Annotated in this window: 13 protein-coding genes; 4 read left to right on the top strand and 9 right to left on the bottom strand. The window is 72.2% G+C overall.

Annotated elements, in window-relative coordinates; genetic code table 11:
• The 5 genes from J7F03_RS37790 to J7F03_RS37770 all read right to left on the bottom strand — a co-directional run bounded on the left by J7F03_RS37790 (nt 1) and on the right by J7F03_RS37770 (nt 4,776).
• On the bottom strand, nt 1–372 hold the full coding sequence (locus tag J7F03_RS37790; RefSeq protein ID WP_214957670.1) for a cupin domain-containing protein: 372 nt from the start codon (nt 370–372) through the stop codon (nt 1–3).
• A gap of 78 nt (nt 373–450) precedes the next feature.
• A complete protein-coding gene (locus J7F03_RS37785) occupies nt 451–1,098 on the bottom strand; it encodes a hypothetical protein (RefSeq protein WP_251073090.1) in 648 nt (215 codons plus the stop codon).
• A 191-nt stretch (nt 1,099–1,289) separates the two neighbouring features.
• On the bottom strand, nt 1,290–2,036 hold the full coding sequence (locus J7F03_RS37780; RefSeq protein ID WP_214957669.1) for a succinate dehydrogenase/fumarate reductase iron-sulfur subunit: 747 nt from the start codon (nt 2,034–2,036) through the stop codon (nt 1,290–1,292).
• Nucleotides 2,033–4,069, bottom strand: coding sequence for a fumarate reductase/succinate dehydrogenase flavoprotein subunit (locus J7F03_RS37775; RefSeq protein WP_251073089.1), 2,037 nt, complete (start codon nt 4,067–4,069; stop codon nt 2,033–2,035). Before J7F03_RS37775 ends, J7F03_RS37780 begins: the two co-directional genes overlap by 4 nt.
• A 2-nt stretch (nt 4,070–4,071) precedes the next feature.
• Nucleotides 4,072–4,776, bottom strand: a complete 705-nt coding sequence (locus J7F03_RS37770; protein ID WP_214957668.1) for a succinate dehydrogenase cytochrome b subunit — start codon at nt 4,774–4,776, stop codon at nt 4,072–4,074.
• Between the two features lie 95 nt (nt 4,777–4,871).
• Here J7F03_RS37770 and J7F03_RS37765 point away from each other — a divergent pair, with 95 nt between their 5' ends.
• The 3 genes from J7F03_RS37765 to J7F03_RS37755 all read left to right on the top strand — a co-directional run bounded on the left by J7F03_RS37765 (nt 4,872) and on the right by J7F03_RS37755 (nt 6,446).
• A complete protein-coding gene (locus J7F03_RS37765) occupies nt 4,872–5,750 on the top strand; it encodes a LysR family transcriptional regulator (protein ID WP_214957667.1) in 879 nt (292 codons plus the stop codon).
• 107 nt (nt 5,751–5,857) lie between these two features.
• Entirely contained in the window at nt 5,858–6,148 is a 291-nt protein-coding gene (locus tag J7F03_RS37760; protein WP_214957665.1) for a hypothetical protein, read from the top strand.
• On the top strand, nt 6,108–6,446 hold the full coding sequence (locus tag J7F03_RS37755; protein ID WP_214957663.1) for an alpha-hydroxy-acid oxidizing protein: 339 nt from the start codon (nt 6,108–6,110) through the stop codon (nt 6,444–6,446). Before J7F03_RS37760 ends, J7F03_RS37755 begins: the two co-directional genes overlap by 41 nt.
• A 4-nt stretch (nt 6,447–6,450) precedes the next feature.
• Here the strand turns inward: J7F03_RS37755 and J7F03_RS37750 are convergent, their stop codons facing one another.
• Both J7F03_RS37750 and J7F03_RS37745 read right to left on the bottom strand, forming a co-directional pair.
• The gene (locus tag J7F03_RS37750; protein ID WP_214957661.1) at nt 6,451–6,612 is read right to left on the bottom strand and encodes a carbohydrate-binding protein; all 162 of its coding nucleotides are present in this window, start codon (nt 6,610–6,612) and stop codon (nt 6,451–6,453) included.
• Between the two features lie 610 nt (nt 6,613–7,222).
• The gene (locus J7F03_RS37745; RefSeq protein WP_214957660.1) at nt 7,223–7,867 is read right to left on the bottom strand and encodes a TetR/AcrR family transcriptional regulator; all 645 of its coding nucleotides are present in this window, start codon (nt 7,865–7,867) and stop codon (nt 7,223–7,225) included.
• A gap of 106 nt (nt 7,868–7,973) precedes the next feature.
• On the opposite strand from J7F03_RS37745, the gene J7F03_RS37740 reads away from it, so the two are divergent.
• Nucleotides 7,974–9,041, top strand: coding sequence for an FAD-dependent monooxygenase (locus tag J7F03_RS37740; protein WP_214957658.1), 1,068 nt, complete (start codon nt 7,974–7,976; stop codon nt 9,039–9,041).
• A 25-nt stretch (nt 9,042–9,066) separates the two neighbouring features.
• Here J7F03_RS37740 and J7F03_RS37735 read toward each other — a convergent pair whose 3' ends face one another.
• Nucleotides 9,067–11,262, bottom strand: coding sequence for an EAL domain-containing protein (locus J7F03_RS37735; RefSeq protein WP_308380126.1), 2,196 nt, complete (start codon nt 11,260–11,262; stop codon nt 9,067–9,069).
• Nucleotides 11,259–12,089: an SAM-dependent methyltransferase gene (locus tag J7F03_RS37730; protein ID WP_214957697.1), complete on the bottom strand. Its 831-nt coding sequence runs from the start codon at nt 12,087–12,089 to the stop codon at nt 11,259–11,261. Before J7F03_RS37730 ends, J7F03_RS37735 begins: the two co-directional genes overlap by 4 nt.
• Nucleotides 12,090–12,883: the final 794 nt, after the last annotated feature.

Below are 12,883 nucleotides of genomic sequence, written 5' to 3'. Positions count from 1 at the left end.
TCAGGAGCCGGCCGGCTTGGCGAAGTTTCCGTAGCCCTGCCAGTCGAGGACGACGCACTGCTCGTCGCCGAGCACCCAGGCGTCGTGGCCGGGGTCGACCTGGATGAAGTCCCCGGACTGCACCTCGATGCTCTCGCCGTCGTCCATGACGACCTTCATCTTGCCGCTGATGATGTAGCCCACGTGTGCGGCCTCGCAACTGTCGGTCTGCGCAATGGGCTTGACGTGCTCCGACCACTTCCATCCGGGCTCGAACACGGCCCGCCCGACGGGCCCGTGGTCGGTGTTGACCAGGTCGAGCCTGCCCTTGCCGCCTTCGAACTGACGTGTCTCATCGGCGGAATCGAAACCCTTTCGCACGATTCCAGACATGATCGTCGACCTCCCGGCACACGACTGCCCCGAGTCCACTTCTCAGCGTACGCCCGTACGGCGCGGGACTCGCGGCGGCTACGCGTCCCCCGCGAGCAGGTGCTGCGGCAGCTCGCGGAAGCTCCACACGCCCTGCCTGCGGGTGAACGTCCACACCAGGTCGTAGCGGTCGGGCCAGGCGGCGGGCAGCCCGAGGACGCCCTGCGCCCCCAGGGCCCGGATCAGGCGGGGCATACCGGTGTGCTCCCAGCAGACGAGCACCGGCATCCGGGCCGCCAGCACCGCGCGCGCCAGGGCCGGCTCGGCTCCGAGGCCGAATTCGGCGCGGACGGGCGTACGGAGCGCCGTGGCCAGCGTCTCCACGGTCTGGCGGCAGCGCGCGGGCGCTCCTTCCTTGCCGCCGGCCGCGAAGATCACCTCGGGGCGGGGCAGACCGGCGCCCCGGGCGTGCGGGAAGAGCGCCGGCAGCTCCTGGGCCCGGCGCCATCCGCGGACCGCGAGGAAGCCGGGGTCCTCGTTGCCCTCGTCGTCCTCGCCGGTGTCCCCGGCGTAGGGCTTCTCGGCGTGCCGGATCAGCATGACCAGGGCGTCCTTGGCGGCCTCGGGGCCGGGGCGCGGGGCGCTCGGGCGCTCCTCCCCGACGCAGCCGGCCGCCACCAGCGGGGTGAGGGCGGCGGCCAGCACGGTGCGGCGGCGCGGGCCGAAGCCTGCGGGGGCTGGGGGCATGGGGCCCACTGTCGCCCATGCCCGGGAGGGCGGCCGGTCACGGCACGACGGGTACCGCCCCTATCATCCGATCGGCGGACGCCGCGTGGCCGCCCCGAGCTGACTGGCCGGCCCGGCCTGCCGGACCGCCCACGCCGGGGCGGCGCCACTGCGGGTCCTCCCCCGGAGCTCATTCATATGAGAACCACAGGTCAGCGCGGCCCCTGACGCACCGCTCGCAGCCACTCCCTGTTCATGGCCGCGATCGACGGCAGCGGGATCCCCTTGGGGCAGGCGGTCGCGCATTCGCCCGCCAGGGTGCAGCCGCCGAAGCCCTCCGCGTCCATGGTGGCCACCATGTCCAGCACCCGGGTCTCTCGCTCCGGCGAGCCCTGCGGCAGCACGTTGAGGTGGTTGACCTTGGCGGAGGTGAAGAGCATCGCGGAGCCGTTGGGGCAGGCCGCCACGCACGCCCCGCAGCCGATGCACTCCGCGTGCTCGAAGGCCTGGTCGGCGACCGGCTTGGGTACGGCGGTGGCGTGCGCCTCGGGGGCGGCGCCGGTCGGCGCGGTGATGTAGCCGCCGGCCTGGATGATCCGGTCGAAGGCGCCCCGGTCGACCACGAGGTCCTTGACGACGGGGAAGGCGGAGGCCCTCCACGGTTCGACGTCGATCGTGTCGCCGTCGGCGAAGGAGCGCATGTGGAGTTGGCAGGTGGTGGTGCGCTCCGGCCCGTGCGCGTCTCCGTTGATGACGAGGCTGCACGCGCCGCAGATGCCCTCGCGGCAGTCGTGGTCGAAGGCGACCGGGTCCTCGCCGCGCAGGATCAGGTCCTCGTTGAGGGTGTCGAGCATTTCGAGGAACGACATGTCCGTGGAGATGCCGTCGACCTCGTACGAGGCCATCGCGCCGGGGGCGTCGGCGTTCTGCTGGCGCCAGACGCGCAGGGTGAGCTTCATGCGTAGCTCCGCTGGGTGGGGTGGACGTACTCGAAGACGAGGTCTTCCTTGTGCAGGACGGGGGCGGCACCGGTTCCGGTGTACTGCCAGGCGGCGGCGTACCCGAACTCCTCGTCGCGGCGGGCGGCTTCGCCGTCCGGGGTCTGTGACTCCTCGCGGAAGTGGCCGCCGCAGGACTCGGCGCGGTGGAGGGCGTCGAGGCACATCAGCTCGGCGAGCTCCAGGTAGTCGACGATGCGGTTGGCCTTCTCGAGCGACTGGTTGAACTCCTCGCCGCTGCCCGGGACCTTGATCCGCTTCCAGAACTCCTCGCGGATCTCGGGGATCCGGGCGAGGGCCTTGCGCAGCCCTTCCTCGGTCCGGGCCATCCCGCAGTACTCCCACATCAGTTCGCCGATCTCCCGGTGGAAGGAGTCGGGGGTGCGGTCTCCGTCGACGGCGAGCAGCTTCGCGAGGCAGTCGCGGGTCTCGCGGACGGCGGCCGCGGCCTCGGGGTGGGTGTCGTCGACCGGCTCCCGGTGCGGGTGGCGGGCCAGGTAGTCGTTGATGGTGGAGGGGAGGACGAAGTACCCGTCGCCGAGGCCCTGCATCAGGGCGGAGGCGCCGAGGCGGTTGGCGCCGTGGTCGGAGAAGTTGGCCTCGCCGATCGCGAACAGGCCCGGGACGGTGGTCTGGAGGTCGTAGTCGACCCACAGTCCGCCCATCGTGTAGTGCACGGCGGGGTAGATCCGCATGGGGACCTCGTACGGGTCCTCCGCGGTGATCCGCTCGTACATGTCGAAGAGGTTGCCGTACTTCTCGGCGACCCTCTCCTTGCCCATGCGGCGGATGGCGTCGGCGAAGTCCAGGTAGACGCCCTCGCCGCCGGGGCCGACGCCGCGGCCCTCGTCGCATACGTTCTTGGCGGCGCGGGAGGCGATGTCGCGGGGCACGAGGTTGCCGAAGGAGGGGTAGATCCGCTCCAGGTAGTAGTCGCGCTCCGCCTCGGGGATGTCGGCGGCGGGGCGGGTGTCGCCCTTGGCCTTGGGGACCCAGATGCGGCCGTCGTTGCGCAGCGACTCGCTCATCAGCGTCAGCTTGGACTGGTGGTCGCCCGTGCGCGGGATGCAGGTGGGGTGGATCTGGGTGAAGCAGGGGTTGGCGAAGTAGGCGCCGCGCCGGTGCGCCCGCCAGACGGCGGTCGCGTTGGAGTTCATGGCGTTGGTGGAGAGGTAGAAGACGTTGCCGTAGCCGCCGCTCGCGAGGACGACCGCGTCCGCGTAGTACGTGTCGATCTCGCCGGTGACCAGGTCGCGGGCGACGATGCCGCGGGCCACGCCGTCGACGGTGATCAGGTCGAGCATCTCGGTGCGGGCGTGCATCTCCACGTTGCCGGCGGCGATCTGGCGCGAGAGCGCCTGGTAGGCGCCGAGCAGCAGCTGCTGTCCGGTCTGGCCGCGGGCGTAGAAGGTGCGGGAGACCTGGACGCCGCCGAAGGAGCGGGTGTCGAGGAGGCCGCCGTACTCGCGGGCGAAGGGGACGCCCTGGGCCACGCACTGGTCGATGATCTCGACGGATATCTGGGCGAGGCGGTGGACGTTGGACTCGCGGGCGCGGAAGTCGCCGCCCTTGACGGTGTCGTAGAAGAGGCGGTGTACGGAGTCGCCGTCGTTGCGGTAGTTCTTGGCGGCGTTGATGCCGCCCTGGGCGGCGATGGAGTGGGCGCGCCGGGGGGAGTCGGAGAAGCAGAACTGGACCACGTGGTAGCCCTGTTCGGCGAGGGTGGCGCCGGCCGCGCCTCCGGCCAGGCCGGTGCCGACGACGATGACGGTGTGTCCGCGCCGGTTGGCCGGGTTGACGAGCTTGGCCTCGAAGCGGCGGCGGTCCCAGCGCTCGGCGATGGGGCCTTCGGGGGCCTTGGTGTCGGCGACCGGCTCGCCGGTGGTGTAGTCGGCGTAGGAGACGCCCGCGTCCTCGGCCGTGTCCGTGCCCTCCCCCGTGTCCGCGTTCAGGCTCGCGCCCGTGTTCTCGCTCGCGTTCGTGTTCTCGCTCATGGTCAGCTCACCACTCCGGTCATGACGGCGACGGGTACGGACACGAAGCCCGAGAAGAGGACGAGGGCGAGGGCGTTGGCCAGGAACTTCAGGGTCCGCTCGCGCCGGGCGTTGCCCGCGCCCAGGGTCTGGGCGGCGCTCCAGAAGCCGTGGCGGACGTGGAGGCCCAGGGCGGCCATCGCCACCAGGTAGATGGTGTTGCCGTACCAGGTGGAGAAGGTGGCCAGGACGTTCTCGTACGGATGCCCGGCCCAGGCGCGCTCGTTGACGGTGAGCGTGGTGAGGTCGAGCAGGTGCCAGACGATGAAGAGGGCGAGGATGACGCCGCCCCAGCGCATGGTGCGGGTGGAGTAGCTCGCCCGGCGGCGCTTACGGGCGTACTTCACCGGGCGAGCCTTGATGTCGCGGCGGCTGAGCTGGTAGGCGCAGATCCCGTGCGCGAGGACGGCTGCGACCAGGGCCGCGCGGACGATCCACAGGGCCCACTCGTGGTGGAGGACGGGGGCGCCGAGGGTGCGCAGCCAGTGGGCGTAGCCGTTGAACTCCTCCGCCCCGAAGAAGATCTTGAGGTTGCCGAGCATGTGCGCGACGAGGTAACCGAGCATGATCAGGCCGGAGACGGCCATGACGGACTTCTTGCCGACGGAGGAGTCCCAGAGCGTTCGCGTGGTGGACGGCCGTCGACCCGTCCGCGTTGCCAGAGCCATGACACAGACCGTAGGGACGAAGGTCCCTAAAGGTCCAAGACATGGTGGAGCTCAAGTCGATAGGCACATTCTATGTACGTCGCTACGCTGGGACGATGCAGTTCCAGCAGCTCGTCTATTTCGTCGCCGTCGCCGAGACCCGCCATTTCACCCGCGCCGCCGAGCGTGAGCACGTGGCCCAGCCCTCCTTGTCCCAGCAGATCAAGGCGCTGGAGCGGGAGCTGGGCGCCGAGCTGTTCAGCCGGGCGCGGGGGAACATCACGCTCACCGACGCCGGCGAGACCCTGCTGCCGCTGGCCCGCCGGATCCTCGCGGACGCCGACACCGCGCGGCTGGAGGTACAGGAGCTGGCGCAGTTGCGGCGCGGCAGGATCCGGCTGGGGGCCACGCCGAGCGTGTGCACGGGCCTGCTGCCGGACGTGCTGCGCGCCTTCCACGCCGCGCATCCCGGGATCGAGCTGCTGATCGAGGAGAGCGGCTCGCTGGACCTCGTACGGGAACTCGCGCGCGGGGCCCTGGACCTCGCGCTGATCGCCCTGCCGCTGCCGCCCTCGGCTCCGGCGCTGACCACGGTGGAGCTGCTGACGGAGGACCTGGTGGTGGTCTCCTCCGCGGCCCTGCCACCCCCGGCGGGCGGCGGCCCGCTCACCGTACGGGCGCTGCGCGACGAGCCGATGGTGATGTTCCGGCACGGCTACGACCTGCGGGACCTCACGGTGGCGGCGTGCCGGGCGGAGGGCTTCGAGCCGGTGTTCACCGTGGAGGGCGGCGAGATGGACGCGGTCCTGGGCTTCGTCCGCGCGGGTCTGGGCATCGCGGTGGTCCCGGCGATGGTGGTCGACCACGCGGGCCCGGGCCTGCGCGCCACTCCGTTGGCGGGCTCCCCCCTGCGCCGCACGGTCGCCCTGGCCCACCGCACGGACGTCGCGCCCCCGCGGGCGGCCCGCGAGCTCAAGCGCATGCTCCTGGGCTGAGCGCACCTGGCGTGCCGGGCAGCGGCACCGTCCCGGACTGCAGTACGTGCAGGCCACGGGGCGTGCGCACGGCTTCGAGAGTCTCGCCGCGACGAGTTCTCCTGGCCTTGGACTTCACCGGTGGGGTGGAGGAGGTGTTGTCTCAACCGTTCAAACTGCGCTTCTCCGTCGACGGCGGCCGGATGGAGCACACGCCGGACTTCCTGGCGGTCCTGCCGGGGACGGCGATCCTCATCGATGTCCGGCCGGGTCATCTGATCAAGGATCGGGATGCCGTGAAGTTCGCCGCGTCCGCGGTGGCGGCGGCCGCCGCGGGGTGGCGGTACGTGGTGGTGACGGGGTGGCGCCGTCAGGTGGTTGCGGGGCTCGACGCGCTGTCCGCGCGGCGGCCGCGGTAGAGACGGGCTGGGGCAAGGTGGTGGTCAGTCGGCCGGGGCAGGTACTGGCGCCGGAGACATCCCCGTTCTCGTCGACGGAGGCATCCGCACCGGTACGGACGTACTGACGGCTCTGGCCCTCGGCGCCGACGCGGTCCTGACCGGGCGGCCGGTCCTGTGGGCGCTGACCGTCCGGGGCCGCGAGGGCGTACGGAGCCTGTTCGACTCCTACCGGACCGAACCGGCCGAGGCCATGGCCCTCGTGGGCGCCCGCTCGCCCGAGGAGATCGGCTTCGACCTGCTGGCCCCGGGCAGCTGACCGGTCACACCGAGTACTGCTGCCACAGCTTCACGGCCGTCTTCGGGTTGGACGCGGAGTTGGACTTGTTCGCCGCCAGGCAGCGGTACTGCTTCCCCTGGTAGGAGACGCGGTCGTTCTCCGCGTACTGCCGGTTGACTTTCCAGTCCGAAAATCCTGCTGCCATGTCGCGGTACCTTTCATCGGGCCGACCCACTGCCGGGCCCGCCCGAATCCTCGCACGTCGGAGCCCTGGTCGGCCCGGGGAGGGCGCCGCTCCGCCCGGCCGGCGCCCGCGGCACCTGGCCCGCCCCAGCACAGACCTGGCCCGCCTCGCCGCACCTCGACCTGCTCCCACCCGCCCACACTCCCGAGCGCAAGCCGTCCCTGGCCTGGAGCACGGACCCGCACACCCGCTCGGTCCACGTCAGCGACGAGCCACCCGCCGACACCCGCACCGCCGCCGACCTGATCACCTGGGCCATACAGATCCTCACCGCCGGCCCTGGCGAAGGAGATCTGATCCGCCTGCTGGAACATGCTCCTGACCTGCGGTGATGCCATGAGACAGGGCGACGGGGCCAGCGGCGGGGCGAGAGACCCTCCCGCGCCGCCTCTGAGAAGTCCGGACAACGAAGAAGGCCCAGGCCGCGACCGCTGCGGGCCGGGACTACATCGTGGTGACGGGCCGGCAGCATGAGCTGATGACGGCCTCGACGTTCTGCCGGGCCGGCCGCCGCGGGCGCGCGGCCGTCGCGCAGGCCGCGCGCCCGGACATCCTCACATCCGGCCACCCGTCAGGACGGGCGTATGGGCAGGGCCCTGTCGAGGCCGTCGGCCAGCATCGCGAAGGCCTGCCCGGCGTCGGCCACCGCGGACGGGAGGGCCTCGTCCGCGCTCTGGCCGCAGTCCATCCGCCGCCAGTTCTCCCGGCCCAGCTCGTGCCGGACCGTCACCAGGTGCGCGGCGGCGAGCCGTGCGGACAGCGGCGGTACCGCCTCGGCCTCCAGCACGGCGGCGAGCAGCTCCACCTCGCGGGCGGTGTAGTGCAGCATTCGCGATTCGAGGCTCGCCGTCGTGTACAGCAGCCGCTGGAAGGCCAGCACGTTCGGGTGGTCGCACAGCCCGGTGATCGGATCGCGCTCATCGAGGGCCGCCAGGAAGTGCGCGCGGAGCGCCCCCACCGGACCCTGCCCGGCGGGCCGCTCGCGCACGATGCGCGCCGCCTCGTCCTGATGGTCGGCGAAGCGGTCGAGGACGAGGTCCTCCTTGCTCGGGAAGTAGCGGAAGAGCGTGGGCTTCGAGACCTCCGCCGCGGCGGCGACGTCCGCCACCGACACGGCATCGAAGCCCCGCTCGAGGAACAGCTCCAGCGCCGTGGCCGCCAGCTGGCGACGCGTACGCAGCTTCTTGCTCTCGCGCAGACCCGTCGTGTTGTCCATGGCGCACAGCCTAGCACGAATTAATGACTCGGTTAATTTCGTGACCGGGTTGCATTTTCTCGTCCGAGGCGCTTTCCTTGAGACACCGACGACGAGAGGACTTCCGATGACCGACGTACTGATCGCCGGATCCGGCCCCACCGGACTGACGCTCGCCTGTGACCTGGCCCGCCGCGGCATCGGCGTGCGGGTCATCGAGGAGCGGGCGGCACCGCACCGCGAATCCCGCGGCAAGGGGCTCACCCCGGGCAGCCTGAAGACCTTCGGGGAACTCGGCGCCGCCGAGCGCCTGACGGCCGTCGGCCGGCGGGAGACCGTCCTGCGCAAGTACTTCGACGGAGCGCACGTCAGCGACACCGCCGTGAGCGACGGACTGCTCATAGGGCAGTGGCAGGTCGAGGAGGCGCTGCGCGACCGCCTCGCCGAACTGGGCGTACGGGTCGAGTACGGGGCCCCGCTCACCGCCCTCGCCCAGGACGGCACCGGGGTCGACGCGGAGCTGGCGGACGGCACCGTCATCCGGGCCCGCCATCTCGCGGGGTGCGACGGCGGGCGCAGCACGACCCGCGGGCTGCTCGGGATCCGCTTCGAGGGGTACACCGCGCCGGAGCAGGCGATGGTGCTCGGGGACGTGCGGGCGCCAGGGCTGAGCCGGGACTTCTGGCACCAGTGGTTCACCTCGGACGGCGGCGGGATCCTGCTGTGCCCGATGCCGGGGACGGACACCTTCCAGCTCCAGGCCCCGCCCGAGCCGGACGAGCGCGGCGAGCCCCTGCCGCCGTCGGTGGAGAGCTTCCAGCGGCTCTTCGACCGCCACGCGCGGATGCCCGGGATCCGGCTCGCGGAGGCCGGCTGGCTCTCGTTCTGGCGGGTCAACGTCCGTATGGCCGACCGGATGCGCGAGGGCCGGGTCTTCCTCGCCGGGGACGCCGCGCACGTCCACCCGATAGCCGGCGGGCTGGGGATGAACACCGGCGTCGAGGACGCCGTCGCCCTCGCCCGGACACTGGCCGCCGCCCTGACCGGGTCGGCCGGGGACGATGTCCTCGACGCCTACGAGGCCGAGCGGCTGCCCGCGGCCGCCGCGGTGCTGGCGGACACCGCACAGCGGCACGACCGGGTCCTGGCGGCCGTGCGCACGCCGGGGCGCGGGACGGAGGCGGGCCTGGGCTGACGGCCCCGCCCGGGGGCCCCGGCCGTCAGGTGCCCGTCGGTACCGCGTCGGAGAGGGACAGGGTGTGGATGCGGTCGGGGGCTCCGGGGCGGGCGTAGTACCAGCCCTGGGCCGTGTCGCAGCCCAGAGCGCGTAGCTGGGCGGCCTGGGCGCCGGTTTCCACGCCCTCGACCGTGACGGCGAGTTCGAGGCTGTGGGCCAGGGCGACGATGCCCTCCACGATCTTGACGTCGACCGGGTTGGCCGGCTCCTGCTGCATCCCCTTGGTGAAGGAACGATCCAGCTTGAGGACGCTGACGGGTAGCCGGCGCAGATTGGCGAGGTTCGAGTACCCCGTGCCGAAGTCGTCCAGGGCGATGTCCACGCCCAGGGCGGCGAGCCGGCGCAGCGGTTCGAGGAGTTCGTCGTCGGCGCCGATCAGGGCCGACTCGGTGACCTCCAGGCACAGCGTGCCCGGGGCCAGGCCCGAGGACTCCAGGACGCGGATCGTGTCGGCGACCAGGCCGGGGTGGTGCAGCTGGGTGGGCGACAGGTTGACGTTGATCCGCAGGGTGGCGCCGCCACGCTGGTGCTGCCAGTTGCGGGCCTGGCGCACGGACTCCTCCAGCACCCAGCGGCCGAGCGGCACGATCAGCCCGGTGCGTTCGGCGAGCGGGATGAAACGATCCGGGCCGAGCACGCCGTGCTGCGGATGCGACCAGCGCACCAGCGCCTCCGCGCCGTGCACGCTGCCGTCGTGCATGTGCACGAGCGGCTGGTACTCGATGAAGAACTCGCCGCGTTCCAGCGCCGCCGGCAGGGCGTTGGTCAGCCCGTGCCGGGTGATGGCGCGCGCGTCGGCCTCCGCGTCGGCGAACTCGAAGCGGTTGCCGCCCGCCGCCTTGGCCCGGTACATGGTGATGTCGGCGCTGCGCAGCACCTCGGCCGGGGTGCGCTCGCGCGCCGCTCCCTCGACGATGCCGATGCTGCCCCGGACCGTCAGCTCCCGCCCCTCCAGCCGGATCGGGACCGAGAGGGCGGAGAGGATCCGGACGGCGAGCTCGGTGGCCTTCTCCTCGGTTTCGGGCCCGGTGGTCAGCGCCACGAACTCGTCGCCGCCGAGCCGGGCGACCACCTCGCCGGGGCCGGTCGCGCAGCTCTGCAGCCGGTCGGCGACCTCCACCAGCAGCCGGTCCCCCGCCGAGTGGCCGAGGCTGTCGTTGACCGCCTTGAAGCCGTCGAGGTCGAGGTAGCACAGGCCGAAGCGGGCGCCGCCGGCTCCGCTGAGCGCCTTCTCCAGCCGCTCGAAGAACAGCGTCCGGTTGGGCAGGCCGGTCAGCGCGTCGTGGGTGGCCTCGTAGCGCAGGCGCAGGTTGAGCAGCCGGCGCTCGGTGGTGTCCTCCATCAGGGCCAGCTGGTACTGCGGGACGCCCTCGGCGTCGCGCAGCAGCGAGACCGTCAGGTTGGTCCACAGGACCGTCCCGTCGTGCCGGTAGTACGGCTTCTCGACGCGGTAGCTCTCGCGTTCGCCGCGTACCAGCTCGCCGTACATCCGCCAGACGTGCGGCATGTCGTCGGGGTGGCCCCACTCGCTGACGTTGCGGCCCCGGACGTGCCCGTCCATGCCGCCGAACATCTGCAGCAGCGCGTCGTTGACCTCCAGGACGTTGCCCTCCAGGTCGGCGATGCCGATCCCGAGGGCCGCGCCCTCGAAGACAGCCCGGAAGCGGGCCTCGCTGGCGTGCAGGGCCTGTTGGGCGTCGATGCGGGCGGTCAGCGCGGAGCGGGCGATGGCCTCCTGCTCCTTGAGGGTGCGCTCGCGCAGGGCGCGGGCGAATCCGGCCGCGATCCCGTGCTGGAGGCGGGCGCAGCGGGACCGGTACTCCTCGGTGCCCTCGACTCCGTCGGCGTCGGGCCCCTCGGGCCCGCAGTACAGCACCAGGTACGACTCGACCACGCCGAGGGTGCCGGCGAGGGCCTCCGGGTCGGTGCAGTGCACGGCGACGAGCTCCGCCCCGACCCGCTGGCCGGCGGCGGCGTCGAAGGGGCGGGCCCGCAGGGCCTCGACGAGGGCGCGGGTGAGCGGTACGAGGTGCCGCTCGAACTCGGCGCGGGTGAGCGAGGTCGCCGTGACGGGGAAGATCGCCCGTCCCCAGATGGTCGCGAACCGGCCGATGCGGTCCTCCAGGGCGCCCTGCGGGGCGCCCGGGTCGTCCGCCGTCTGCTGTGCCGGCAGTCTCACGCCTTGCGTCCCACGCCGGCGAAGCCCGAGAAGGCGTAGGGGTCTTCGTCCGGGGTGTCGCCCTCGGGCCCCTCGGGACCGTCGGGCCGCCAGTTGGGCATGGCCACCAGACCGGGCTCGATCAGGCCGAAGCCCTCGAAGAAGCGCCCGATCTCCTGCGCGTCGCGCATGACGAGCGGGTTGCGGATGTCCCGGTAGACGCTGACGGTGCCCTCCGCGACCTCCTGCGAGAGCGGGATCCCCTCGTACGAGGCGTGGGTGAGGATCAGGAGGCTGCCGGGGGCCAGCGCGTCGCGCAGCTCGGCGACGGCGGCGTGGGGGTCGTCCGCGTCCTCCAGGAAGTGCAGGACGGCGACCAGCAACAGGGCCACGGGGCGGCTCAGGTCGAGCACGCGGCCGACCTCGGCGGCGGTCAGGATCTCCTGCGGCTTACGCAGGTCGGCGGCGACGACACCGGTCCGCTCGGTGCCGGCCAGGACGGCCTGGCTGTGGGCGACGGCCACGGGGTCGTGGTCGACGTAGACCACGCGCGCCTCGGGGCTGGCGGCCTGGGCGATCTCGTGGACGTTGCCGAAGGTCGGGATACCGGAGCCGATGTCGAGGAACTGGGTGACGCCCTCGGCGACGGCGTAGCGGACGGCGCGGCGCATGAATGCCCGGTTGGCCTGCATGATCTTGGGTAGGCCCGGCATGAATTCCATGGCACGACGGGCCGCCTGCCTGTCGACCTCGAAATTGTGGGAGCCGCCCAGGTAGTAATCGTAGATGCGGGACACACTCGGCACCGATATGTCGATGCCTGGCGGGGCCCAGGCGGGGCGCTCCATCGGGGTCTCCAAGCCGTAGTCCTGCAGCGGTCCGGACGGGGTCGGACTCCTGTCCGAGCCGAATCTACTGATCATTGCCCAACGGAGCGAGCGAAAGCGGAAATTGCCGATCCGTTCTTCGTCACACGCCAAAGGCGTGGGCACGACGCTGTCGCGGAATGAGCGAAACCGACAAATACCTTTTGAGAAAGGGCCGGTGTTCGATCGCGCTCGTTCAGGATCTGGCTCAAACCTCCATAGCCAAAGCCTCACCCGTTCAGGCGAACCGTAGGCAACCCTCCCGCGCGCGGGCGCGCGTGAACCCATGATCCCCGGGTGAAAAGAGCCTCTTCCAGGCGCCTGCTGACGGTCCCGATCCTGCTGTGGGCCGCACTGTCCGCGACACCCGTCATGGCCGATAGCCGCACCCCCGCGACGACCGACTCCGACGACGGCGCGAGCGCCGTCAGGCTGGTCGCGACCGCCGTCGCCGCCGCGGCCGGGAGCGGCCGGGGTGGCGGACATCACGGCGCCCAAGGCGATCGAGGCGCTCGAAGCGCCGAAATCGACCGCCGGGGCGGCCGCGGGAACGGCCACGGCGGCGGCCACGACCATCACGGGGGCCACGGGGGCCACCACGGCGGGGGCCATCACGGCGACCACCCCTGCCCGCCGCCTCCGCCCCCGCCGTGCCCACCGAAGCCGACCCCCGATCCGAGCCCCAAGCCCACGCCGAAGCCCACTCCGCCACCGACGACACCGCCGCCGCCCGAGCCGGCCCCCGCCCCGCCGCCGCCCCCACCGCCGCCCGAGCC

Origin of the sequence: Streptomyces sp. ISL-43 (genome assembly GCF_018614195.1) — a bacterium.
Taxonomy (GTDB): Bacteria; Actinomycetota; Actinomycetes; order Streptomycetales; family Streptomycetaceae; genus Streptomyces.
Note: the sequence above shows the minus strand (reverse complement) of the source record. Positions and strands in the feature narration are given on the sequence as shown.

Bases quoted from the DNA above. Each gene is read 5' to 3' on its own strand.
- J7F03_RS37790 (WP_214957670.1), bottom strand. From the start codon at position 372: ATGTCTGGAATCGTGCGAAAGGGTTTCGATTCCGCCGATGAGACACGT.
- J7F03_RS37785 (WP_251073090.1), bottom strand. From the start codon at position 1,098: ATGCCCCCAGCCCCCGCAGGCTTCGGCCCGCGCCGCCGCACCGTGCTG.
- J7F03_RS37780 (WP_214957669.1), bottom strand. From the start codon at position 2,036: ATGAAGCTCACCCTGCGCGTCTGGCGCCAGCAGAACGCCGACGCCCCC.
- J7F03_RS37775 (WP_251073089.1), bottom strand. From the start codon at position 4,069: ATGAGCGAGAACACGAACGCGAGCGAGAACACGGGCGCGAGCCTGAAC.
- J7F03_RS37770 (WP_214957668.1), bottom strand. From the start codon at position 4,776: ATGGCTCTGGCAACGCGGACGGGTCGACGGCCGTCCACCACGCGAACG.
- J7F03_RS37765 (WP_214957667.1), top strand. From the start codon at position 4,872: ATGCAGTTCCAGCAGCTCGTCTATTTCGTCGCCGTCGCCGAGACCCGC.
- J7F03_RS37750 (WP_214957661.1), bottom strand. From the start codon at position 6,612: ATGGCAGCAGGATTTTCGGACTGGAAAGTCAACCGGCAGTACGCGGAG.
- J7F03_RS37745 (WP_214957660.1), bottom strand. From the start codon at position 7,867: ATGGACAACACGACGGGTCTGCGCGAGAGCAAGAAGCTGCGTACGCGT.
- J7F03_RS37740 (WP_214957658.1), top strand. From the start codon at position 7,974: ATGACCGACGTACTGATCGCCGGATCCGGCCCCACCGGACTGACGCTC.
- J7F03_RS37730 (WP_214957697.1), bottom strand. From the start codon at position 12,089: ATGGAGCGCCCCGCCTGGGCCCCGCCAGGCATCGACATATCGGTGCCG.